Consider the following 23543-nt stretch of genomic DNA (forward strand, 5'->3'; position numbering starts at 1 on the left):
GGTGATGCATTCACCGCCTGAACCTACCGGGCTCAAAGTGTCATAAACCTAGTCACTTTCTTGGCGTTATAGATGGGCATACGCCGCGCGGAGGCGGTCGAACCACCAATCGCGGCGGGGGCCCGGCGCGGCGAGCTCGGCCAGGCGGGAAGGGTCGGGCGCGGGGTTGGTGACGGGCAGTCGGCCATCGATAAGTGGCCGGGGCTCGATGACGTCCTCGATAAACAGCGAGGACGTGGCCAACCCCGCCGCATTCGGCTCCGGCTGCAGCTCGGTAGCAGGCAGGGCCGCCGCCGTGAACAATCCCGCGGCCATACCAACGCCGGTATCCAAGGCGCTGGCGACGGTCACCTTCATCTCCAGTTCCTCGGCCAACCGAAGCAAACGGCGTGGCCCGCCAAGCGGCGCAACCTTCATTACGCCCACGTCAGCAGCCTGCTCGCGCGCAACCAAATACGGATCCTCGGCCTTGCGAATCGACTCATCGGCAGCAACCGGGCAAAACTCCCCCACTGCGTCGCGGACCTCGCGCAGCTCGGCGACAGTCGCAACGGGCTGCTCCATGTACTCCAGCGGCCCCAACTCATGAGCGGCGCGGATGGCCTGCTCCACCGACCAGCCACGATTCGCATCCACCCGCACCACAGGTTCATAGCCATAGGCTTCCGCCACCGCGGTGCGGACGGCGGCTACGCGCTCGATGTCGTCGTTAAGCGATTGGCCGCTCTCTGCGACCTTGACCTTAAACGTGCGGCACCCGGGGTAGCGCGCCACGACCTCCGGCACCTGGTCGGGTGTGACGGCGGGGATGGTGGCGTTGACCTCGACAAACTCGCGCTTCGGGATGGGCAGGCCGACGTATGCGCATTCGATGGCCGAGCGCAGCCACGCGGCGGCCTCGGACGCCTCGTATTCCAGGAAGGGAGCGAACTCGCCCCAGGTGACGGGGCCGTCGATGAGGAGTGCCTCGCGGGTGGTGACGCCACGGAATTTCACTGCCATGGGCAGCGCGACGACGTGGGCGCGGTCGAGGATGTCATCGATGGGCGGAAGCTGGATGTTGGGCGCAGCGGACACAGACATACCCCTCATGCTAGAGACCTTTATGCTGGAAGCCATGACTGATACCGCGAAGTACTCGACCGATAACCCCTTCCGCCCCGAGCAGTGGAAGACGGTTGATGGTTTTGAGGATTTGACCGACATCACCTACCACCGCCACGTCGGCGAGGGCCGCGAGAACGGCATTGTGCGTATTGCGTTTGATCGCCCGGAGGTTCGTAACGCGTTCCGTCCGCACACTGTCGACGAGCTCTACCGCGCGCTCGACCACGCGCGCCGCACCCCGGATGTCGGCGTAGTGCTGCTGACCGGTAACGGCCCGAGCACCAAGGACGGTGGCTGGGCATTCTGTTCGGGTGGTGACCAGCGCATTCGCGGTCGTTCCGGCTACCAGTACGCGACGTCCCACGAGCATGACGACGCTACCGCGGACGCATCCACCATCGATACCGCGCGCGCCAAGGTCGAGGGAGGTCGCCTGCACATCCTGGAGGTGCAGCGCCTGATTCGCACTATGCCGAAGGTTGTTATTGCTGTGGTCAATGGCTGGGCCGCAGGTGGCGGACACTCCCTGCACGTGGTGTGTGACCTGACGCTGGCATCACGCCAGGAGGCTCGCTTTAAGCAGACCGACGCTGACGTGGGATCTTTCGATGCCGGCTATGGCTCGGCCTACCTGGCGAAGCAGGTTGGTCAGAAGTTTGCCCGCGAAATTTTCTTCCTCGGCCGCTCCTACGACGCTGAGACCATGCACCGCATGGGTGCTGTCAACGAGGTCGCGGACCACGCTGAGCTGGAAGATGTCGCGGTCGAGTGGGGTCGCATGATCAACGGTAAGTCCCCGACAGCGCAGCGCATGCTGAAGTTCGCCTTCAACCTGACCGATGATGGCCTGATGGGTCAGCAGGTCTTCGCGGGTGAGGCTACTCGCCTGGCGTACATGACCGACGAGGCCGTCGAGGGCAAGGAAGCGTTCCTGGAAAAGCGCGACCCGAACTGGGACGAGTTCCCGTTCTATTACTAGGCCTGTTGGGACACTGCTAGGGCTGGCTTAGCGGCGTGAGCCCCCAGCCCTACTGCACCCCAGCCCTACTGAACCTTCGTAACCTCAAAACGCTGCTCCGGGTGAACGTAGGCCTCCTGCGCGCGCACGAGCTCCAGCTCGCCAGAGCCGGACTCGTGCGTGACCTTCAGCAGCTCAAAGATGCTGGCCGCGGTGTTGCCCAACGCGACCGACAGGTCACCGTCAATACCGCGACCGCGCAGCAGGTTGCCCGCAAACAGCGCAGCCGTGACATCGCCGGAGCCGTTGCGCTTTAGCGGCAAGTATGGCGTCGCTACCAGCCATGCGCCCGAGCCGTTGACGGCGAGCATCTCAATCTCGCCCTCCTTGCGCTCCGGACGCAGCACGCTGGTGACCAGCACGGCCTCCGGGCCCATCTCACGAGCAGCATGGGCTGCCGCAATGGTGGACTCCAGGTCGTTGACCTCGCGGCCCGTCAGGTATCCCAGCTCAAACTGGTTCGGCGTAATCACGTCTGCCACCGGCACAACCTTGTCGCGCAGCAGCGGCGGAATGTCATCCGAGACGTGGCAGCCGCTCTTGGCATTTCCCATCACCGGGTCACACGAGTAAATGGCCTTCGGGTTGCGCTGCTTGGCCATCGCCACGGCCTCGATGATGACATCCGCAATATCGCTACCGCCCTGGTAACCGGAGATAATCGCATCGACGTCGTCAAGCTTGCCCAGCTCATCGATACCCTTGATAACCTCGCGCACATCCGTGGCCGGAATCATCGGGCCGCGCCACTGGCCGTAGCCGGTGTGGTTGGAGAAATCGACGGTGTGGACCGGCCACACTTCAAAACCTGCGCGCTGCAGCGGGAAAACGGCAGCGGAGTTACCCACATGGCCGTAGCTCACATGCGACTGGATGGACAGGATCGAGGGCACGCGGTTGAACTCCGCGACGGCTTCAGCTGCCTTTTCGGTAGGGACCTGATTTTCGTTCATTCCTCTATATTGCAACGGATGCACGAAAATCCCATATCCCCTAGTAGGCGCTGGGGCGACGTCGGCTGGCTTTGAGCTCGGAGCGGCGTTGCTTCTGCGCTTTACGACGCGCAATCGAGGCCCGACTCGGCCGAGTCCGCCGGCGCCTCGGAGGCGGTGGCTGCACGGCTTCCCGAATGAGATTCGCCAAGCGACGCCGGGCTTCCGCGCGGTTGCGCACTTGGGAGCGCTGCGTGGTGACGGACACGGTGAGTGTCGTGCCGTCGAGTCGGTGGCTGAGATTCTGGAGAGCGCGGCGGCGGTAGACGTCGGAAAGCACGCTGAGCTCGGCGATATCGACCGATAGCTGCACCTTGGAATCCGTGGTGTTAACGCCCTGACCGCCCGGCCCTCCGGAGCGCGCGAAGCGTTCGGTGAGCTCCGCCGCGGGGATGACGAGGCCCTTTGGGATGCCGGGACCTGGTGGGATGTTCAGGGGTTTCATGGTGGCCAGTGTAGAGGGCGCGTTTGTAATCAGGGCGCGTTTCCTCTAATCCGCGGTTAAACAACAAATACTCACCTAAGCTGGCAAATAACATTTATCCACTTATAAAAACAGCAAGAAAAGGCAGGATTGAGACACCATGGCCACTTCTGATTCCCCGTCCATTTTCATCTCCGGCGGCGCGCAGGGCATTGGCCGCGCGGTGGCCGAGAAGTTCCTGGCTGCAGGCTGGACCGTCGGCGTCTACGACATCAATGAGGATGCCCTGGCGAAGCTCAAGGCTGAGCGCCCGGAGGTAATCGTCGGCAAGCTGGACGTGACGGACTTTAAGCAGTGGGAGGACGCGCTTGCGGACTTCACCTCCCACACCGGCGGCAAGCTGACGGTGCTGGACAATAACGCGGGCATCATCGGCGATGGCGATATCACTGACCAGTCGCCGGAGATTATTCGCGCGCAGGTGGACATCAACTGCACCGGTCTGACTCTGGGCGCGAAGGCGGCGCACCCGTACCTGAAGCGCACCAAGGGGTCTCACCTGGTCAACATGGGTTCGGCTTCGGGCATCTACGGCCAGCCGCACATCGCGCCGTACTCCGCGTCAAAGTTCTACGTCTCTGGTCTGACGCAGGCTCTGGATCTGGAGTGGCGCAAGGACAAGATCCGCGTCGTCGCAATCATGCCGCTGTGGGCGAAGACCAAGCTGGCGGACGTTTCCGCTGGTTCCACCCGCCGTCTTGGCGTGCGCATCACGCCGGACCAGGTCGCTGATGCCGTGTGGAAGGCAACGCACCCACAGAACTTCATTGAGCGCCAGCGCCACTTCTACTCGGTGTCGGCAGCGGACTTTATCCTGCGCTACCTGGGCAAGATTGGTCCGCAGTTCCTGTCCCGCCCGGTTAACGCAATCATCGCGGGTTAAGAGGCAAACTAGACCTATGCTCTTTGATCAACTCCCGCGCGATGATGCCCGCATCACGCCGGGAGTTGTTCATCTTCCGGGTTGGCTTCCCCTGGACCGGCAGGCGGGCATCATCACGCAACTCCGCGACATCGCCCGCGACGTTGCCGGCACTCCCCTGGCCATGACTCGCCCGCAGCTCAAAAGTGGTCAGATGCAGGTCTTTATGCTGCATCTCGGCCGCATGTGGGCCACCAATCCCTACCGCTACGTCACGCACGCAGGCGGCGTTCGCGTCCCGCCCGTGCCTGACAACCTGCTACAGCTCGCTACCGAAGCACTCGGCGCTGCCGCGCTTTACGACGAATCCCTCAGCCAGTGGCCCACCACTTTTCGGCCCGACATGGCGTTGGTCAACTACTACCCGCCCGGGGCCACCATGGGGATGCACCAGGATCGAAACGAAAACTCCCCTGCCCCGATTGTGTCACTCTCTATCGGCGATGAGGCTCTGTTCCGCATTGGCGGGACTGAAAACCGCAACAAACCCTGGGATGACGTGACTCTCGCCAGCGGGGATGTGATTGTGTTTGGTGGTTCGAAGCGGCTTGCGTTTCATGGTGTGCCCAAGACTCGTCCGGGCACGCTGCCGGAAGGGTGCGGGCTTAAAGAGGGCCGCATCAACATCACATTCCGGCAAGTGGAAAACTCACACTAAACCGCGCAAGCCACCGACCGCTAGCCTAGACACATGCAGCGCACCGCTTCCTCCATGCACGCACAGCCTGCCACCGCGCAGACCCCTGCCCCACTCGACTGGCGCAGCCGGGTACGTTTCTTTGTCGGCTCATTCCCAGCTGCCGATCTCGCTATTGCGGCTTTTTTCCTGCTGTGCTGCTGGTTGAGCATGACGCCGCTACTTACTTATGGCCCGAGCTTCACATATGTCACCAATGTGATTCTGTCCGCGATGATTGCCGGAGCCGCAGCGTTTCGTCGTAAAGCAGTGCGCGCATCGTTTGTGGTTACGTACAGTGCCCTAGCGGGTCTCGCCTTGCTGGTGTGGCTATCCCCAGTGAACCTTGGGCTAGACCCCATTATTGTTGCTGCCCCACTATCACTATGGGCTGTGAGCAGGTGGGAACCGAATCGCACCTGGGGCATCGTTGGGCTGTTTTTAGGGTTAATTGGCAGCTTCCTCAACCCGGCAGTTCCTGCCTTCGGCTTTACCCCGGAACGACTATTGGTCTTCGGACTACCGGCGGTGCTCATCACGGCGAGCGCGTACGCAGTGGCACTGTGGCTGCGCATCAACGCCGAGGAACATGCCGCAGAGTTGGAGAACGTCGTGGCGCGCAACAAACTGGAGTTGTCCCGGGAGCTTCACGACGTCGTGGGGCACGGACTCACCTCTATTAAGGTTCAGGCCCAAACCGCTCTGTACCTGGCGGAGATGGATGGCTCACGAGCGGAATCCGCTGCTGAAAAGACCACGCTGGAAGGTATTGCCCAGACCGCAGAACAATCGTTGCGGGATGTGCATGCGCTTGTCGATGCGCTACGTGATGGCGGCGAGATTAGCGCTGACCCGAATGAGATTCCGCGTCTGGTTGCGGCAGTTTGTCCGCCGGGTCGCGATGTTTCGGTGACTCTGCCGGAGTCTTATGGAGACCTGGCGGATTGGCCACTCGCGAAGCGTTTGACTTTGGTGCGGGCAGTGACGGAGTTGGCCGCGAATATGGCCAAGCACTCATCGGGCGCTGGTCAGCTGGCACTGGTAATCGATCCACCTGCCGATGCTGATGACAGCCCGGCGCGGGTACATTTGGTGACCGCAAATCGGGCTGCGAGCGATACTTTGGAACCCAGGAAGCGAGCTGGCGCTGGCCTGATTGGTCTGGATGAACGCGTGGCGCAGCTCGGTGGTGAGATGACTTATGGTGAAAGCGACGGCATGTTCCGCGTCAGTATTCGGCTGTAAGCAGTTCGACCGAAGCAAGGCTGACTGGCGATTCTGTCGAGAAAGACGAGCAATGGGTGTAATTCGAGTACTAGTGGCTGAAGATCAGGCTCTGATTCGACAGTCTTTCGCGCAGCTTATTGATGCCCACCCGCAGATGAAAGTCATTGGTGCCGTGGGCGACGGCGCCGAGGCTGTGCGTCGTGCCTCCGGTGCGGATGTGGTCGTCATGGACATTCGAATGCCCGTGATGGACGGTATCGAGGCCACACGACAGATTGTGCAAGGCGTGCCGTCCGGAGGTGCGGCTCGCACATCCACTCCGAAAGTCCTGGTACTGACCACTTTCCGCGAAGAAGACCTGGTGCTCGGCGCTTTAGAAGCTGGGGCCGCAGGCTTTTTGCTCAAAGACTCCAATCCCCGTGAGCTGCTTTCGGCCATCATGCGTATCCACCGTGGTGAAGGAGTCATCGATCCGAAGGTGACGCCGATGGTGTTGCGGCATGTTTCACCGCGCGCACCGCACTCAGGACAGCCAGCGAGAGCGTTCTCGACACATGGCGCTGACTCAGACCCCACTCACACAGGAACCCAATTCACACCCCGCGAACAGGAGATTTTGAACCTCGTCTGCCAAGGGCTTTCCAATGACGAAATTGCTCGCAGGTTGGTTGTCGCTACAACGACAGTGAAAACCCATGTGAAATCCCTGTTGACCAAGACGGGCTCACGCAGTCGCGTGGATCTTGTCATTTGGGCTGCGAAAAACGGGCTGCTGTAGCTTCTCCTCGCTGGTACCGTCATCCTCGCTATCGTCTCCTCCCTAGGGAGGATATTTCCGCCACCTCATCCTCAGGGAGGGCGCGAACCGTGCCAAACACTCCTATTACTTAAGGCATGAACGCACCAACCCCTACCTCAGGCCCTTCCGCAGATGCCGCCGCTCCCCTCCTTCAGCTGCGCGGCATCACTGTCTCCTACGGCAAGAACGAACCTGTCCTAAACGGCCTCGATATGAGCGTCCGTGCCGGCGAGGTCTACGGACTATTGGGACTCAACGGCGCAGGTAAATCCACGTTGATGAGCACGGTGCTTGGGCTAATTCCCTACTCCGGTGAAATCAGCATCGCGGGACACCCGTGGTCCGTTGTCGACCTGGACCGCATCGGCGCCTCCATCAATGGCCCGGCGTTCTACCCACAGCTCTCAGCCACCGACAACCTCAAGGTTCACGCGCACCTGACCGGCACGGACAAGAGCCGTATCGCCGAAGTCCTCGACATGGTGGGGCTGCACTCGGGCAACAAGCGTGCCCGCGCTTTCTCAACGGGCATGAAGGTTCGTCTCTCGCTGGCGATGGCGCTGCTCACCGACCCCGACATTGTGCTTCTCGACGAGCCCACCAACGGCCTCGACCCCGAAGCTATCGTGGGCCTGCGCACCTTGTTGCGAAATCTTGCCGCTAGTGGCAAGGCCGTCGTGGTGTCCTCCCATCAACTCGGAGAGGTCGAGAAGAGCGTTGACCACCTTGGCGTCCTTGCTGGTGGCCGACTGGTCTACGAAGGCCCGCTGGCTGACTTTGCGGCTGCTGGTCAATCCCTCGAGCAAGCTTTCTTCACCGCAGTAGGTGTTGCCCGATGAGCACTCAACCGCACACGCGCACTCTTAACACGCGCACCGTTCCTGCCCGCCGCTACTTCCGCGCCGAGCTACTGCGGGCAAAGTGGTCACTCACCATGTTTCTTCCCATCATCATGGTGGCAATCGCTCTGGTCAGCATGGTCTTTTCTAGAGGCGTTGACGCCACCGCCATGGCGAGCGCCCACATCTACTCGCTTATCCTGCTTCCTCCCCTGGCTGCTATTACGTCCGTCATCGGCCAAAACCGTGAAGAAAAACTCCGCCAAGGCGGCCTAATCTGGCGCAATATCTCGGGCACTCGAGTGCTCCTTGCCCGCGCAGCCACTGTCATTGCCTCCGCGGCCCTCGGTCACGCATTGATGGCTGCACTCCTTGCCCGGAGCGTGAGCACCGCATTGCAATTCACGCTCTTTAGCACGTTGTCATTCTTCGTCTTCTGGACATTCGGCCTTGCCCTATGGCGCCTTGTGCCACGCGCAGCTCTCTTCCTCGCTCCGCTCGCTTCCATCGCTTGGGCCATCGCAGGAACACTGGACGCCATGAGCCCAAACTGGAAAGTTCTCCCGTGGACCTGGGCAATCCGCCCAACGTTACCTATCCACGGAGTGCAGGCTAATTCCATCTCGGCTCCCGCCGACAGCGAGATCTGGAACATCGCCATCCTGCCGCCCGCGTTGCTGCATTTACTCCTCGGGCTAGGTCTATTTGCCATCGCATTGCTTGCGCACGGAAAATCTCTCAGCTTGCCGACGGGCCGGGAACGCAGCACTTCGTCGTTAAGCCATGGCATGAGCGCGACCCTTCCCTGGCGCACCTGGTGGAGTCTCGCAGCGCTGATGCTTGCCGGACTTGCGGTCGTGCGTGTGGTGTGGAACCCGGAGTATGCGCTGGGGCTGCTGAGTTTCGTCTGCGTGCCGACGGCCGCAACCGTGGTGGCCATCATGACATGGACTTCGCAAGCCGATGCCTGGCCAGCACTGATGTATCGGCGTGCGCGACGCAGCATCACGCTCCGACTGTTTGCCTTGGATATGGCGTTTCTCCTGCCGGTGCTGGTGGTTGCGGTGGTTATCAGTGGTGCAGGCGGCGAGACCAATAGCCAGACGGGCATTAACCCCTGGCCGTACCAGGCGGTAATCGCGTCTCTTGTGGCCGCGATGATTGTGGCCGTGACCGGCTTAATTGCGCGTCGAAGTGTGGCGGCCGCAATCTTTGTCTCGGTCGCGCTCGGCGGTTGGGCGGTGATGGTTGGCGGTGATGTCCTCAGCGCCTCACCGTTGTGGTGGACCTCGGAATGGGGATGGACTTGGGTAGTCCGTGATTACCCCGAGCGGTGGCCAGTGATGGTTCTCGTGTCCGCCATTGTGATGGCGGCGTTCGTGGCTTGGGCTCGGGCGACATCATTGAAGGCGATCCGATCCCAAGACTGACGGCGGCGCTACGAGCAGCCCACCTACTACTCGATCGCCTCGCGAACCTCTTCGACACTGAGGTTGGAGTCTTCAATCTCCTCGCGGGCCTCCTTGTTCCGGCCACGGCGGACCAGGCGGAAGATGCGCTTGCGGCGGGAAGTCTCTTCACTGATGCGCTCGCGGCCGCGCAACCAGGCAACAAGCATGACAGTAATGAGCAGCAGACCGATGTAGCCCAGGATTGGGTAGACCCAACCGATTAGGTTCTGGAAGCCCATGAAGCTCAAGGCGAAACCGAGCAAGACCAGCGCGACGTAGACAATCTTGAATTTTTCCGGGTGATTTGCGGTGACGCGACGCCCCAGTGCGTAGAACATGCCAAGTGCCGTGTTGAAGATCATGCCAAGGATTACCACGGCCATGGCCTGGCCTAGCCACGGGTGCAGTCGATTAATGACGGTGAGCATTGGCACGGCATCGGTGGCGACGGTACCAACAGTGTGGAACAACGTGATGGTGGTGATCAGCAGCATCGCGGAGTAGATCAAACCACCGGTAAACCCACCGGCTCCAGCGGCGCGGGGATTGAACAGGCTACCGCCAATAACAATCGCCATGGAAACCGCAACCATCAGGTTAAAACCGACATAGTTCACTGCGGCGACAACCCAGTTCGGCAGAGTGGTCGGGACTTCCGCAACGGCAGCTGCCTGCTCCGCGGCTGGGGTGGCATCGGTGAACGCCAGCGTATAAACACTGGCCAGCAGAATAAAGCCGACGATAAACGGCGTGATGGAACCGATCACTGTGGTCACTCGGTCAACATCGAGGAAACCGGCTGCAATGGTAACCAGCACCATGATTACGGCACCGATCCACACGGGGATGCCCCACTGCTGCTCCATGTTGGCACCGGCACCGGCGAACATGACGAACCCTGTGGCGAAGAGCGTGATAATCACGCCAATGTCCAGTACTCGCGAGAAGATGGGGTGCGATACGCGTCGGAAAACTTCGCCGTGCTCGCTGGCCTGAAAGTAGCTTCCCAGCTGCAAAATGATCATCGCCATCAGGCTCATGATCACCGCTGAGAGAACGGCACCCCAGACACCATTGATGCCAAAGGCGACGAAGTATTGCATGATTTCCTGACCCGTCGCAAAGCCCGCGCCGACGACCACGCCGACGAAGGCAAATGCAACGCGCAGTACTTGCTTCACCACAAGGGTTCACTCCTATTCGACTATCTGATTGATATAACCACCTTACTTTTCTCAGTGAGTTTTACTAATCGCGACTGACCGTTCTAAAAAGCTTCGCCTTTAAATTCCGCAGGCCACGCCGGTCGAATGCACTGGGCAGTAGCCGTTCGGATTCTTAAACAAGTACTGCTGATGCTCATCCTCGGCTCGGTAGTACTCCCCTGCCGGAGTCTCCGCGAGTGGCTTAATCTCCGTGGTGATGGCCCCCAGGCCAGCGTCGGCAAGCTTCGGCGCGTAGGCATCGGCGATCTCCTGTGCCCGGCGCGCTTGCTCGGGCGTCGTCGTGTAGATCGCGGAACGGTACTGCGTGCCGACATCATTACCCTGGCGGTAGCCCTGCGTGGGATCGTGGGCTTCGAAGGCCTTGGCGATCAGCTGGTCGAAGCTAATCTGCTCCGGGTCGTAGACGACCTCCACAATCTCGGTGTGGTTGGTGCGTCCGGTGCAGGACTCGCGGTAGGTGGGATTTGGCGTCACGCCACCGGCGAACCCGACCGATGTGCTGAGCACGCCCGGTGTTTCCCAAAACAGCTTCTCAGCGCCCCAGTAACAGCCAATCCCGATGTAGACGACCTCCTGGCCTTCCTCCCATGGGCCGGTGATCGGCGTGCCGAGCACCGCATGCGGCTTCGGATTTTCCAACACCGGGTGCGAGCCGCCCTTGAGCGCCTCATCTTCCGGCACCAGCTCTGCGGACCTGCCAAAAATCCAACCCATCTTCTACGCCTTTCTATCTATGACTGTCTTTGGTCTGCGCAACGCGCCCGAGGCCACGATTGTTCCGACCTCGCCACCAGAAACTACGGCACAACACGGGCTATGGTTTGGGTTGTGCGTACGCTCAGCCTGCTTTCCGTCAATCCCCACGACCCGACCGCCATCCTGCCCGACCTCCGCGCCGCGCTGGACGGTGAGGTCTCTCTTCTTCCCGTTCCGCTTCACGACGGCACGCGCGCCTCAATCTTGCGGAACTCGCAACGCGCAGGTGAGCCGATTGATGAGTCCATCGCGCTTGTTGTCGGCACTTCCGGTTCCACCGGCACACCGAAGGGTGCACAGCTGACGGTGGATAACTTGGTCTCCTCTGCTACCGCTACACATCAGTGGCTCGGCGGTGAAGGACAGTGGATGCTGGCGATGCCGGCCTACCATATCGCTGGCCTGCAGGTTCTCATTCGTTCGCTGCTCGCTGGCACGGATCCGGTGTGTGTGGATGTGACCGACGGTTTTGATGTTGCCGCATTCGCCGACGGCGCCGAGACCCTCACCAGCGATCGCGCCTACACGTCGCTGGCTCCGATGCAGCTGGCCAAGGCTATGGAAGAACCCTTTGGTGCGGCAGCCCTGCGCCTGTTTGATGCCGTCCTTGTCGGCGGCGCAGCTTTGAACCCGCAGGTGGCAGCGCGGGCCGAAGAGCTCGGCATCAACGTCGTAACCACCTATGGTTCCTCCGAGACAGCCGGCGGCTGCGTCTACGACGGACAGCCCATCGAGGGTGCACAGGTCGCCATCGAAAATGGTCGTGTTTGGCTGGGCGGGCCGATGATTGCACACGGTTACCGCAACGCGCCCGGTCACGAGGCTTTCCATAAACCAGGTTGGTTCGCCACCTCCGATGCGGGCGAGATCCGCGATGGCCGACTGGTCATCACGGGCCGCTTGGACACCATCATCGACTCCGGCGGGTTGAAACTGCACCCGGAAGTTCTCGAACGTGAACTGCTCGCCATCGACGGAGTAACAGGTGCCTGCGTGGTGGGCGTGCCGCACCCACGGCTCGGCCAAGCCATCGTCGCAGCGTATGAAGGCACGGCTGAGCTCGGCGATATTATGGACGAGCTCGGCGATGCTGAAGACGCCGGGCGAATCAATCACTGGATGATTCCGAAGGACCTGCGTCGTGTGGAGGCTCTGCCACTGATTGGTCCGGGCAAGGTCGACCGGAAGAAAGTCGCGGCGCTCTTTTAGCTCATTCAGACACGCATTAGTTCAAGGCATTTGGTGTCACGTCCTATTATTAATTCATGTCTGAAGCACCAAAGAGTCCTGCAACGGCGTCGTTAAGCGATTGGCTGGAAGGCGCGCGCCCCCATACCTGGGCGAATGCGTTTGCGCCGGTCATCGTCGGTGTCGGAGCGGCATCGACGCACGCGCCGATTATCTGGGGACGTGCGGTGCTCGCGCTGGTTGTCGCATGGGCGTTGATTGTGGGCGTGAACTTCGCCAACGACTACTCCGATGGCATCCGCGGCACTGACGATGACCGCTCGGGCCCGCTGCGCCTGACGGGTTCTGGTCTGGTCGAGCCGAAGGTTGTGAAGTACGCGGCGTTCGGTTCCTTTGGTGTCGCCGGTCTTGCCGGTGTGGCGCTGTCCCTGATGAGCGCGTGGTGGCTCATTCTGGTCGGTGCACTGTGCATCGCGGCTGCGTGGTTCTACACCGGCGGTAAAAATCCCTACGGTTATCGCGGACTTGGCGAGGTCTCGGTCTTCGTCTTCTTCGGTCTCGTCGCGGTGCTCGGCACGGAATTCACCCAGACGGGCTCGCTGTCTTGGGTCGGCCTGGCCTGCGCAATTGGTATTGGTTCGGTGTCTTCTGCCGTGAACCTGGCGAACAACTTGCGCGACATCCCCACCGACGCCGCCACCGGCAAGATCACGTTGGCAGTTCGCCTGGGCGACTTCCGCACCCGCATCGTCTGGCAGATTCTCTCCCTCATGCCCGCCCTGGCTAGCATCTTTATCGCGTTCTGGCGCCCATGGGCCCTGGTGGGTCTGCTCATCGTGCCGCTGTGGGTGAAGGCCTCCGAGCCAATCCGCATGCATAAGAAAGGCAAGGAGCTCATCCCGGTACTGGGGCTTACCGGCAAGATGATGCTTGCCTGGTCCGTCATCACGGCACTCGCACTCGCGCTCAGCTAGGGGGTACCGATGGACTTCCGCACACTGACACACAAGGCGCTTGACGACGCCAAGGAGGCCGCAACCAGAGTTGGCGACACAGCAGCCAAGGCTCCAGCTTTCGCCCGCAGCGCTGCTCTGCGCCTGACCAAATCGGGACGCCGCCGACTGGCGCTCGAGCACGGCGCGCTGCATTCACAGACTCGCACACCGGGCCTGACCAATCTCACGTCAACCGGCGTGGTGCATATCAAGACCGCACCGGTCACAGCCGAGATTGCGACCAAGGATGACGAGCGGGAAGCCAGCGACAAACCGGATGCTGTCACCACCGATATTCCGGTGCACTGGTACGAGGTTGAACCTAGCGAGCCCGCCAAAGAACCCGTCACCATCGTCTTTATCCACGGCTTCACCCTGGCTGGCGAGTCCTGGTACCGGCAGTTCAACCCGCTGCGAAAGTCGCACCCGGAAGCACGCCTGTTGACTATGGATCTACGCGGCCACGGCCAGACCGGAGCGGTTCCGGCTTCACTCTGCACAGTCGAAGGTGCTGCGGCCGATGCGCTGGCCGTGATCGCGGAGCGTGCCGCGACCGGAAAACTCATCGTTGTTGGGCATTCACTGGGCGGTTTGATTGCACTGCACATGGTTCGGGCTGCCGAGGAAAGTATTCGCCGTCGGATAGCGGGTGTGGTGTTGATTTCCACGTCTATCGACAAGCTAGCCGCCCAGGGTGTACCGCAGATTCTCGCGTCCCCGGTCGCGGATGCGGCGCGCAATGCAATTGAGTCCTCACCGAAGGAGATTCGCAAATTCCGCGAGGCAATCGCGTCGCTGATGGCGCCGTCGTTGGCAGTTGCTGTATTCGCCCGGCGCACCGATTACGAGATCATCGAGTTCCACGCGGCCATGATCAATGAGACGCCGCTGGAAACTTTCGTGGGATACCTAGACGACCTGCAGGAACATGACGAGTTCGCGGCCGGACCTTACTTGGCGGGTTTGCCAGGGGCAGTACTGGTGGGCACTAAGGACGATGTCACTCCCCGCAAGCAAGCAGACCTAATTATGGAAAAGTGGCCGGACGCCGAACTGGTTGAAGTCGACGGTGCCGGCCACATGCTGCCGCTGGAAGCTCCGGAAGCAGTGAACCGAGCAATCGAGCGGGTGTTGGAAAAGGTGCGCTAGTTTTCCTCGCGGTCCTTAATCTGCTGCGCAATGTATTCCTTGTGCGCGCGGCGGTTCTCCGACCACGCTGCAACCGACTCATTGGCCTGGACGCGCAGCTTCGGGAACACAAACACCGACAGCGGCATCGCAATAATCAACGCAAACACAGCCGTGATTGCAGCCGGAATCTGCACATTAACGAGGTAAATAATCACGAGCAGAACGAAGAACAGCACCAGGAACAGCAGCAGACGCGCAAGGCCGTACCAGAACAGACCCTTCATGGCATTGCCGCGACCAGCATTCTTCGGACCAGGAGCTGACTGCTTCGGAGCTGCCTCCGACTGAGCCTCAAAAGCCTTTTTGTCCTGCTCTGCTGGATTGGTCATTAAACCCTCACCTCTACGTGTTACGCCTGTGCTGCGCCCGACGTTGTTAGCGTCCATGGCTGTTCGTGTCCAACGTTCCTTTGTACCCTAACGAACTCTGTACGCCGTACCGCCTGCGTTGCGATACCCCTCGTGGGCACTACGGGACTCGTTGCGTATTCTAGTCGGTAAATCCAGGAGGTTAGCTATTACATGGGTCGGCTCATTCTGCTGCTGTTCATCATCCTTGTCGTAGTCATGCTGTGGAAAGCATTTGGCCCCGGCAGTCGAGGCAACGGCATGCGACGTATTTCTGCTCCGCAACCGGAACCCCGTCCGCTCGCTCCCGACGATGATCCGGAGTTCCTCTGGAAGCTTAAGAAGGCCGAATTCGATCGCCGTAAACGTGAGCAGGAGCTACAGGAACGGCGCGAACGCGAGCAGGACGACAACCCTGATAATCCCGGTGAAACCGCCTAAACGTCCTTGCCTCTCAGCAACAACTGCTGCAGATACTCCCCGTAGCCGCTGGCGCTGAGGGTGTCGGCACGCGCGCTAAGCGCTGCATCGTCAATGAACCCCATGCGCCATGCCACCTCTTCCGGCGAGCCAATCTTTAGCCCCTGGCGCTGCTCAATCGTGCGCACGAAATCGCCCGCGGCCATCAGATTGTCCACCGTGCCCGTATCCAGCCACGCCGTGCCGCGCGGCAGCACCTCTACCTGCAGTTTTCCACGCTCCAAGTAGGCGCGGTTAACATCCGTGATTTCCAATTCGCCGCGTGACGACGGTTGCAGCGAGCGCGCTATTTCTACAACCTCGGCGTCATAGAAGTACAAACCAGGCACCGCGAAATGGCTGCGTGGTTTCTTCGGCTTCTCCTGAATCGCCACGGCCTTGCCGCTTTGATCAAAGTCCACGACTCCATAGGCGGTGGGATCTGCGACCCAGTAGGCGAAGATCGCTCCGCCATCGACGTCATGGAAGCGGCGCAGCTGCGTGCCCAAGCCAGCACCGTAAAAGATGTTGTCGCCGAGGATGAGCGCAACGGAGTCATCGCCGATGTGGTCCGCACCGATGATGAATGCTTCAGCGAGACCACGGGGCTCGTCTTGGGTTGCAAAGGTGAGGTTGAGGCCCCACTGCGAGCCGTCGCCAAGTAGACGCTCAAACTGCGGGGCATCATGTGGCGTAGTGATGACAAGGATGTCCCTGATTCCTGCTAGCATCAGCGTGCTCAGCGGGTAGTAAATCATCGGCTTGTCATAGACGGGAACCAGCTGCTTGCTTACACCAAGTGTGATTGGAAACAGCCGAGAGCCGGTGCCACCTGCGAGGATGATGCCCTTCATAGTGCTCGCGCCTTTCTGCCTTACTGCCCAGCCGCTTCGTTGGCGATTGCCCATTCGTCGCGAGCCATGTTCTCCAAATCCTTGCAGTCAAACTCGCTGGGGAGCTTATTACCTTCAGCCTCGAACTGCTCGATGGTCGGAGCCTTCTGATCGCGCTCGGAGAGAATCATGTCCGCTTCGGTGAGACCACCCTTGGCCAGTAGCGCGGCCAGGTCAATTCCGAGAGTCGGGTCCTGGATGCTGACTGCACGCTCAGCCTCCGGTTTGTAACCGGTGGAAGTGAGGTAGGTAAGCACGGAGTCGTCGGCAAGCGAGACGAAGCCATGTCCGATGCCGTTGGGCAGATAGACCACTCGGCGGGTCTTGCTGTCGAGCTCGAAAACCTCGACCTTGCCGAATGTGTCGGAGCCGCGACGCAGGTCAACTGCGATGTCGAGGATGTGGCCCGCGGAGCAAGTAACCAGTTTGGCCTGGCCGGGGTGACCATCTGGCGCAGTGCTGACGTCGGCGAAGTGAAGGCCGCGGACAACACCTGCGGCGGAGACACTCATGTTGGCCTGCTCCGGGAAGAACGGGTAGCCCGTGGCCTCGGCGAATGCGTCGAGGCGATACCACTCGTGGAAACTACCGCGGCTATCGCCGTGGATGACCGGTTCGAAGGTGAAAACGCCGTCGATGGAAGTGGGCTGGAATGTGCTCTTAGGGCTCATGGGTAACAAGTGTAGACGCGGCATCCGGGCTGTGGCTGTGGCACGCGTTGAGCGTGCGCTGAGGGCGTGCGCTGGGAGTGTGCTAGGCGTGCTCCGACAACGAACTACAACTCCTACAACTCCTGCTCGCGCTCGGCGTAGCCAGCCTCAGCGGCATCGTAGGCCGCAGCCCACCAGGACTCGTTGGCGCGATACCAGTCAATGGTCTCGGCGAGACCCGCGGAAAAGTCTTGGTAACGCGGCTGCCAGCCAAGGGTATGGATGGATGCGGGATCAATCGCATAACGACGATCATGCCCCGGGCGGTCAGTGACATGGACGAAATCGGACCGCACACGTCCGAAGCCCTCCAGGATGTCTCCGACCACGTCGAGGTTGGAACGCTCGCCATCGGCACCGATAAGGTAGGTCTCCCCCACCTCGCCGGCAGCCAGGATTGCCCAGACCGCATCGTTGTGGTCATCGACGTGAATCCAGTCCCGAACATTCTCGCCGGTGCCGTACACACGAGGGCTACGACCGCGCAGCAGACCACAAATCTGCCGAGGAATCAGCTTCTCCGGATGCTGCCTAGGGCCGTAATTGTTCGAGCAGTTACTAATCGTCGCAGCCAGCCCAAAGCTACGCACCCACGCCCGGACAAAGTGGTCCGCAGACGCCTTGGAGGCCGAATAAGGGCTGGAGGGTTTGTACGCGGTGGCCGTCGTAAAGCGTGCTGGATCATCGAGAGCGAGATCGCCAAAGACCTCGTCTGTGGAGATGTGGTGGAGGCGAACATCGTGGGTGGCACAGGCCTTCGCCAGATTCACAGTGCCCATGACGTTGGTGGTGACGAAGGGATCGGCATCCACCAGCGAGTTGTCGTTATGGCTCTCGGCGGCGAAGTGGATGACGACGTCGAAGCGGGGAACGAGGCGATCGATCAGCTCCGCGTCACGGACATCGCCGCGAATAATTTCGCAGTCCGCCCCATCCAAGCTGGCGGGGTTCGCGGCATAGGTGAACGCGTCAAGCACCGTGACATTCACATTTGGCCGTGTAGCCAGAGTTCGGAGAACAAAGTTGGAACCAATAAAGCCGGCACCACCGGTGACGAGAACACGCATGGAAGCGATTCTAGTTCACCCGGCGGTGCCGGCTTGTACAAGTATGAAAGCTTAGTTCAGGCCAGCGTACGAGTGCAGACCCGAAACCACCATATTGATGAAGAAGAGGTTGAACACCATGGTCGCGAAACCGAAGATATTAATCCACGCGGCTTTGGTATTACGCCAACCCGAGGTCGCGCGAGCGTGCAGGTACAGAGCGTAGATAATCCAGGTAATCAGAGCAGTGGTCTCCTTCGGATCCCAGCCCCAGTAGCGGCCCCATGCGGACTCCGCCCAAATAGCGCCCAGCACAATGCCCAGACCGAACAGCGGGAAAGACCAAATAGCGGTGCGGTAAGCAATTGCATCCAGCTTCTGCGCGTCCGGCAGCGGCGCGACCAGCTTGCCCAGGAAACCCTTTTCGTTGTCCTTGCGGTTGTACATCCGCAGCATGTAGAGAATCGACGCGACACCGGAAATCAGTGCAATACTGCAGCCGATAGAAATAATCGAGACGTGAATCGGAATCCAAATCGACTGCAGTGCCGGCACCACTGGAGCAGCCTCAACATATAGGTTCTTACCCCCGTAGAACATCAGCGCCAGAATCGGTACCAGCATCCACGGCCAGAACACGCGCATGGCCTCACGATGCAGTACGCCAGCTGCAATTGCCATAGCAAAGAGGATTGAAACTGATACGTACTCGTAGAGGTTGCCCCACGGGAAACGCTGCACGGCCAGGCCACGCAATAGCACCGATGCAAAGTGCACGGCTACACCGACGTAAATCAGCATTTCCGTCACAACGCCGAGTCGGTTCGTCAGCGCCTGGTTCCTAGGCTCGCTTGCCGACAACTTCATCGCCGACTCCCCCGAGTCAGCAACACTAGCGGTGGTAGCTCCATCACCAGCGCCGGCGGCTACCAGCTCGCGTTCCGCAACCTGGCTCTTAGCTTCAGCGGCCGCGATACGACGGCTGTAGTAGGCAATGGATACAACAAAGGCCAAAAGATAAAAGGCGAAGGCCGTGAAGTACGACCAGTCCGAAAACTGCGCCAGTGTCTTATTGACGAGCATGTACTTGGCTCCAAAGTGTGGAATTAGCGGAATACTTCTTCAAACCCTAGTACTAAAGCAGGACTAAGCAAAAGGGGACCGGGGACACGGGGGACGCAAAAATGCGCGGAGGCGCAATTCTCGCCCCCGCGCATTCACCCTGCAGTAATGATGGACCAGACTTAGTGGTCAGTTAGCTTTTGTCCTTGTCGTCCGCGCTCTCGTCGGTCGCAGCATTGTTGTCAGCAGCATCCTCGTCATCACTGTCACGTTCCAGGATGTCATCTACGATGTACTGGAACTCCTCGCCCCAACCTGCCTTGTCGGTGCGGGCAAGGCCACCGAACTCAACGCGAGTGCGGCCATCTTCCAGCGGGAACATGCGCACCCAAACACGTCGGCGCTTAATGCCCAACGAAAGAACCATGCCCGCCAGTGCGGCCACAGTTGCCACCAGCACCCAGAACTGCGTGGGATCGTGCGAAACCTGCAAGTTGACGAATTCCTTCGCACCGAGGAATTCAATCTTGGTGCCGTCGGCAAGCTCGGTGGATTCGCCCTGCTTGAGGTTGACGCGGGCTTCCTTAGCCAGCTGACCCGAGTGCATCAGATCGCGGTCGAGGGAAAACAGCCCCTGCGAACGACCGGTGTCCAAGCCCGCGTCGCCGCGGTAGATGTCGACAGCCACGGCCGGGTCTTGCATCGCCGGGTAAGAGGACTGCAGCAGAGCACCCTTTTCACCAGTAAACTCCGCGGTCGGAGCGAACAGTCCCTCGATTGCAATCTGGTTCTGGCGGCGCTCGAACAAGTCCGGGTACATGCCTGCTGGTGGGTCGAAGCGCAGCGCACCAGAGGACAGGAAGAAGGTCGGATCATCCGGACGGAACTGGACAATCGACGTACGCGACTCGCCATTCGGCCAGGTCACCTTAAAGGCCGGGGCAAAGCCGTGCCCCTGCAGGTACACACGGTCACCGGCGACGCGCAGCGGATGGTTGACCTGCAGCGTGGTCTTTTCCCACTCATCGACCGGCTTGCGCATATCCTCTTCTTCTGCGAATCGGATATGAGAGGTAAACATCTTGGCCTGACCGTTCGGCAGGTAATCGGCGAAGAAGTCATCGACCTGAATACAGAACGGGTTCAGAGTTGTACCGTCGAAGGTGTTGCCAGCACGCAGCGAGTCATAGTTCGCAGCAGCGGTGTTACAGAACGGAACGCCCACCGCGCTATTGACGTTGTCGTCAGAAATCTCGGTGCCGGTGTTGGTCAGCAAAATGACCTGACCCTCGTAATAGATCATGCGGCCCAAGCCGACGATGATAATCAGCAGCGCAATGCCCAGGTGGAACACCAGGTTGCCAAACTCACGCAGGTATCCCTTCTCCGCGGAAAAGGATCGTGCCCCAGCGCGATCTTCATCTGCTGGAGTCTCGGTCAACGCCCACTTGTTCAGGCGCTCACGCACCCGCTTAGAAACTTCATCCGCAGAGGCATCGACCACGGCTTCGTCGTGAAGCGGAAGACGCGCCAACCGTTTCGGCGCCTTGGCCGGTGGCGTCTTCATGGCCTTGTAGTGGTCGATGGTGCGCGGAATAATGCAGCCAACCAGGGAAATCAGCAGCAATGCCACGATGGCGACGAACCAGACGGACGAGAAGACATCGAAAAGCTGCAGCTTATCCATGATCTCGGCGGTCTTGCCGTTGGCGGCAAGATACTGGTCGACCTTGTCCTTATTCAGCGAGCGCTGTGGCAACAGGGCGCCCGGAACCGCTGCGAAAGCGAGGATGAACAGCAGAATCAGCGCTGTGCGCATGCTGGTCAACCAGTTCCAGACCTGCTGGAAGGGCTGTCGTACCTTATTCCAATTCACCGACATCGAAAAATCTTTCACTAAATTGGCGTTACCGTATCAGTAATAAAAGCGGCCTGAACCCAGGCAACAAAAACATCCCACAGTCCCGTGACCAGGGCAATTCCGACCAGCACCAGCGCCACACCACCGATGAGCTGAATAGTTCGCGAGTGCTTACGCAGGAAGTCCACTCCACGCATCGCGCGTGCCGACCCCAGCGCCACCAAAATGAACGGCAGCCCCAGCCCCAGGCAGTAAGCGATAATCAGCGCCACTCCCCTGGCCGCGGTCATACCCTGCGTGCCCGCGGACACCGAAATAATTGCAGTCAGCGTCGGGCCCAGACACGGCGTCCACCCCAGCGCGAACACCGCGCCAAGCAGTGGCGCTCCCAGCCACGTGGTCCAGCGCTTCGGCGCCATGCGGGTGTCCTTCTGCAGCGCCGGCACCATGCCCATGAAGGCGAGTCCCATCACGATGGTCACCACGCCACCGACAATCGTCAGCGTGCGCGCCTGCAGACGCAGCGTGGACACGAGCCCGAAAATTGAGGCCGACCCCAGCACGAAAATGACAGTGAAGCCCAGCACGAACAGCAACGCAGCCAGGCCGACGCGGGCAGTTGCGGAACGCTTGCCACGCCCTCCATCGCCGTCACGCTTATCGACGGCGGTTGCGTCCGCAGTGCCCGTCGTCAAGCCCTGGCCCTGCGCCCCCGATGCTCCGGAAAGACCGGTGAGATACGAGACGTAACCGGGCACGAGCGGAATGACGCACGGGCTGGCAAACGAGACGAGACCAGCCAGCGCAGCAGCGAGCAGGCCTAATAGGATGGGACCGCCGGTGGCGGCGTCGGCGAACTGCTGGCCGATGCCATCGGCAAGATAAATCGTGTCCATGGCAAGAGTTCCCATGCTGGGGCCTAGCCCTCCGCCTTCACTTCATTAACAGCCTTCATCAGCATGGTGTGATCGACCTCGCGGAGGAAGACCTTGGCCGGGCGGTGCTGCTTGTCCAGAATGATGGTTGTCGGAATCACCGAAGCCGGGATGCCGCCGAGTGCGCTGGCGTTGACGAAGGCCGGGTCATAGATGGACGGGTAGGTGATGCCGTTGTCCTTCACAAAGTCGATGGGAGCCTGGCGGACATTGTCGCGGACGTTGATGCCGAGAACGGTGCCGATACCTTGCTCTTCCATCTGTTCCTGGACATACTGCAGGTCATCCGATTCGGATCGGCACGGTGCGCACCACTGCCCCCAGGCGTTTAGGACCACAATCTGGTCCTTGAAGTCATCGAGGGAGATTTTCTTGTCGTCGTCCTCTAGAGAAGGACCGAACACCTTGCCGACCGGTTTGCGCTCCTCGGGTGCGTAGTCAATGATCTGCTGACCCCCTGGAGAAACAAACTCGAACTGACCGCCGACGGCAACGGCATCGTGTCCCACTGAATCTCCGGGGTTACATGCTGCGAGCGACAGAGACAGAGTTGCTGCCGCTAGCGTTGCTGCAATTCGGGACGATGAGACCTTGGCCACTTGGGGTGCCACCTTCCGGGGGTCAGTGAAACTTCAACAAAACTATCTATTCACCTTACAGGTGACCGGCCGGTTCACTGTAGCGCACGTCGACAATGGTGTCGCCGACGAAGACCAAGGAGGTCACGCTGGCCAGATCGCACTGCCTAGTTGCCGGGTTGTGGGCGAGCTTCAAGTACCGCGCACGACGCTGAGCTGCAATGATGCACAGCTGGTGCGTCACCAGCACCGCTTCCGCTCCTTCGGCGGCCTCGCGGGCTCGCTCGATGGCGTGGAACATACGGTCCGCGATCTCCTCGTAGGGCTCGCCCCAACTGGGCACGCTCGGACGACGCAGCCGTGGCCAGTACTTCGGATTCCACAGTGCGGAGTCAATGCCCTTGATGTGTAAACCCTCAAAGGAGTTGCCAGCCTCCAGCAAATCTTCATCCAGGGTCGGCTTCATGCCGATTATCTCGGTGAAGGGCCGTGAGGTTTCCTGCGTGCGCTGTAGCGGGGAACAGGCGAAGTAGCGGATGTCGTGGCCTTCGAAGGACGAGGCCGTGGCCGCTGCCTGACGCTGACCGCGCTCAGACAAGTGCCAGCCGGGCAGGCGACCGTAGAGAATCTTATCCGGGTTATAAACCTCGCCGTGGCGGACGAGATGTACGACCGTGGTCTTGGCGTGCTTTGTTGCACGCTTAGACGCCTGGTTTTCCGGCTGTGTCGGCTGCGATTCCTGCTGTGCTGCCTGCGAATTGGTCTTGTTCGGCACGTGTCA

25 protein-coding genes are annotated in these 23543 nt (G+C 60.4%); 11 read left to right on the top strand and 14 right to left on the bottom strand.

The window, feature by feature from the left end; translation table 11 throughout:
• Nucleotides 1-66: 66 nt before the first annotated feature.
• Entirely contained in the window at nucleotides 67-1092 is a 1026-nt protein-coding gene (locus HMPREF2787_RS03225; protein WP_049172344.1) for an o-succinylbenzoate synthase, read from the bottom strand.
• 13 nt (nucleotides 1093-1105) lie between these two features.
• Between HMPREF2787_RS03225 and HMPREF2787_RS03230 the strand changes: the two genes are divergently transcribed.
• Nucleotides 1106-2086 (top strand): 1,4-dihydroxy-2-naphthoyl-CoA synthase, encoded by a 981-nt coding sequence (locus HMPREF2787_RS03230; protein WP_016422029.1) that lies wholly within the window; start codon nucleotides 1106-1108, stop codon nucleotides 2084-2086.
• Nucleotides 2087-2151: 65 nt separating this feature from the next.
• Here HMPREF2787_RS03230 and pdxY read toward each other — a convergent pair whose 3' ends face one another.
• Entirely contained in the window at nucleotides 2152-3078 is a 927-nt protein-coding gene (gene pdxY / locus HMPREF2787_RS03235) for a pyridoxal kinase PdxY (RefSeq protein ID WP_232250834.1), read from the bottom strand.
• 40 nt (nucleotides 3079-3118) lie between these two features.
• Nucleotides 3119-3562 (bottom strand): alternative ribosome rescue aminoacyl-tRNA hydrolase ArfB, encoded by a 444-nt coding sequence (gene arfB, locus HMPREF2787_RS03240; protein ID WP_070858377.1) that lies wholly within the window; start codon nucleotides 3560-3562, stop codon nucleotides 3119-3121.
• A gap of 139 nt (nucleotides 3563-3701) precedes the next feature.
• On the opposite strand from arfB, the gene HMPREF2787_RS03245 reads away from it, so the two are divergent.
• The 6 genes from HMPREF2787_RS03245 to HMPREF2787_RS03270 all read left to right on the top strand — a co-directional run bounded on the left by HMPREF2787_RS03245 (nucleotide 3702) and on the right by HMPREF2787_RS03270 (nucleotide 9494).
• Nucleotides 3702-4484 (top strand): SDR family oxidoreductase, encoded by a 783-nt coding sequence (locus HMPREF2787_RS03245; RefSeq protein ID WP_048759274.1) that lies wholly within the window; start codon nucleotides 3702-3704, stop codon nucleotides 4482-4484.
• 16 nt (nucleotides 4485-4500) lie between these two features.
• A complete protein-coding gene (locus HMPREF2787_RS03250) occupies nucleotides 4501-5181 on the top strand; it encodes an alpha-ketoglutarate-dependent dioxygenase AlkB family protein (RefSeq protein WP_070858378.1) in 681 nt (226 codons plus the stop codon).
• 33 nt (nucleotides 5182-5214) lie between these two features.
• Nucleotides 5215-6444, top strand: a complete 1230-nt coding sequence (locus HMPREF2787_RS03255; RefSeq protein ID WP_070858379.1) for a sensor histidine kinase — start codon at nucleotides 5215-5217, stop codon at nucleotides 6442-6444.
• Between the two features lie 52 nt (nucleotides 6445-6496).
• Entirely contained in the window at nucleotides 6497-7204 is a 708-nt protein-coding gene (locus HMPREF2787_RS03260; protein ID WP_069359105.1) for a response regulator, read from the top strand.
• A gap of 116 nt (nucleotides 7205-7320) precedes the next feature.
• Nucleotides 7321-8064 carry an ABC transporter ATP-binding protein gene (locus HMPREF2787_RS03265; RefSeq protein ID WP_070858380.1) on the top strand — a complete coding sequence of 248 codons (744 nt, stop codon included), beginning with the start codon at nucleotides 7321-7323 and terminating at the stop codon, nucleotides 8062-8064.
• Nucleotides 8061-9494, top strand: a complete 1434-nt coding sequence (locus HMPREF2787_RS03270) for an ABC-2 family transporter permease (RefSeq protein ID WP_070858381.1) — start codon at nucleotides 8061-8063, stop codon at nucleotides 9492-9494. The genes HMPREF2787_RS03265 and HMPREF2787_RS03270 overlap by 4 nt, the downstream gene beginning before the upstream one ends.
• 26 nt (nucleotides 9495-9520) lie before the next feature.
• Here HMPREF2787_RS03270 and HMPREF2787_RS03275 read toward each other — a convergent pair whose 3' ends face one another.
• Both HMPREF2787_RS03275 and msrA read right to left on the bottom strand, forming a co-directional pair.
• Entirely contained in the window at nucleotides 9521-10699 is a 1179-nt protein-coding gene (locus tag HMPREF2787_RS03275) for a YkvI family membrane protein (RefSeq protein ID WP_069359108.1), read from the bottom strand.
• A 99-nt stretch (nucleotides 10700-10798) separates the two neighbouring features.
• On the bottom strand, nucleotides 10799-11455 hold the full coding sequence (gene msrA / locus HMPREF2787_RS03280) for a peptide-methionine (S)-S-oxide reductase MsrA (protein ID WP_016422007.1): 657 nt from the start codon (nucleotides 11453-11455) through the stop codon (nucleotides 10799-10801).
• Nucleotides 11456-11557: 102 nt separating this feature from the next.
• Here msrA and menE point away from each other — a divergent pair, with 102 nt between their 5' ends.
• The 3 genes from menE to HMPREF2787_RS03295 are packed head-to-tail and all read left to right on the top strand — an operon-like array spanning nucleotide 11558 to nucleotide 14829.
• Complete coding sequence (gene menE, locus HMPREF2787_RS03285) at nucleotides 11558-12706, top strand: o-succinylbenzoate--CoA ligase (RefSeq protein ID WP_070546365.1); 1149 nt, start codon at nucleotides 11558-11560, stop codon at nucleotides 12704-12706.
• A gap of 56 nt (nucleotides 12707-12762) precedes the next feature.
• A complete protein-coding gene (locus HMPREF2787_RS03290; protein WP_049192984.1) occupies nucleotides 12763-13659 on the top strand; it encodes a 1,4-dihydroxy-2-naphthoate polyprenyltransferase in 897 nt (298 codons plus the stop codon).
• 9 nt (nucleotides 13660-13668) lie between these two features.
• Complete coding sequence (locus HMPREF2787_RS03295; RefSeq protein WP_083326646.1) at nucleotides 13669-14829, top strand: alpha/beta fold hydrolase; 1161 nt, start codon at nucleotides 13669-13671, stop codon at nucleotides 14827-14829.
• Here the strand turns inward: HMPREF2787_RS03295 and HMPREF2787_RS03300 are convergent.
• Entirely contained in the window at nucleotides 14826-15200 is a 375-nt protein-coding gene (locus HMPREF2787_RS03300; RefSeq protein ID WP_070858382.1) for a DUF4229 domain-containing protein, read from the bottom strand. The two genes, HMPREF2787_RS03295 and HMPREF2787_RS03300, sit on opposite strands and share 4 nt — an antisense overlap.
• Nucleotides 15201-15392: 192 nt before the next feature.
• Between HMPREF2787_RS03300 and HMPREF2787_RS03305 the strand changes: the two genes are divergently transcribed.
• The gene (locus HMPREF2787_RS03305) at nucleotides 15393-15659 is read left to right on the top strand and encodes a hypothetical protein (protein WP_070858383.1); all 267 of its coding nucleotides are present in this window, start codon (nucleotides 15393-15395) and stop codon (nucleotides 15657-15659) included.
• Here the strand turns inward: HMPREF2787_RS03305 and rfbA are convergent.
• The 8 genes from rfbA to HMPREF2787_RS03345 form a co-directional block, all read right to left on the bottom strand.
• Nucleotides 15656-16531 carry a glucose-1-phosphate thymidylyltransferase RfbA gene (gene rfbA, locus HMPREF2787_RS03310; protein WP_070858384.1) on the bottom strand — a complete coding sequence of 292 codons (876 nt, stop codon included), beginning with the start codon at nucleotides 16529-16531 and terminating at the stop codon, nucleotides 15656-15658. The genes HMPREF2787_RS03305 and rfbA overlap by 4 nt on opposite strands.
• A gap of 20 nt (nucleotides 16532-16551) precedes the next feature.
• Entirely contained in the window at nucleotides 16552-17241 is a 690-nt protein-coding gene (locus HMPREF2787_RS03315; RefSeq protein ID WP_070858385.1) for a dTDP-4-dehydrorhamnose 3,5-epimerase family protein, read from the bottom strand.
• 113 nt (nucleotides 17242-17354) lie between these two features.
• Entirely contained in the window at nucleotides 17355-18347 is a 993-nt protein-coding gene (gene rfbB / locus HMPREF2787_RS03320; RefSeq protein WP_070858386.1) for a dTDP-glucose 4,6-dehydratase, read from the bottom strand.
• Nucleotides 18348-18398: 51 nt separating this feature from the next.
• A complete protein-coding gene (gene ccsB, locus HMPREF2787_RS03325; protein ID WP_070858387.1) occupies nucleotides 18399-19409 on the bottom strand; it encodes a c-type cytochrome biogenesis protein CcsB in 1011 nt (336 codons plus the stop codon).
• A 172-nt stretch (nucleotides 19410-19581) separates the two neighbouring features.
• On the bottom strand, nucleotides 19582-21270 hold the full coding sequence (locus HMPREF2787_RS03330) for a cytochrome c biogenesis protein ResB (RefSeq protein WP_016421997.1): 1689 nt from the start codon (nucleotides 21268-21270) through the stop codon (nucleotides 19582-19584).
• A gap of 14 nt (nucleotides 21271-21284) precedes the next feature.
• The gene (locus tag HMPREF2787_RS03335; protein ID WP_070546392.1) at nucleotides 21285-22145 is read right to left on the bottom strand and encodes a cytochrome c biogenesis CcdA family protein; all 861 of its coding nucleotides are present in this window, start codon (nucleotides 22143-22145) and stop codon (nucleotides 21285-21287) included.
• Nucleotides 22146-22168: 23 nt separating this feature from the next.
• Complete coding sequence (locus HMPREF2787_RS03340) at nucleotides 22169-22783, bottom strand: TlpA disulfide reductase family protein (RefSeq protein WP_016421995.1); 615 nt, start codon at nucleotides 22781-22783, stop codon at nucleotides 22169-22171.
• A gap of 55 nt (nucleotides 22784-22838) precedes the next feature.
• A complete protein-coding gene (locus HMPREF2787_RS03345; protein WP_076772585.1) occupies nucleotides 22839-23537 on the bottom strand; it encodes a histidine phosphatase family protein in 699 nt (232 codons plus the stop codon).
• Between the last annotated feature and the right edge of the window lie 6 nt (nucleotides 23538-23543).

The organism is Corynebacterium sp. HMSC061H03 (genome assembly GCF_001838215.1).
GTDB lineage: Bacteria > Actinomycetota > Actinomycetes > Mycobacteriales > Mycobacteriaceae > Corynebacterium > Corynebacterium jeikeium_D.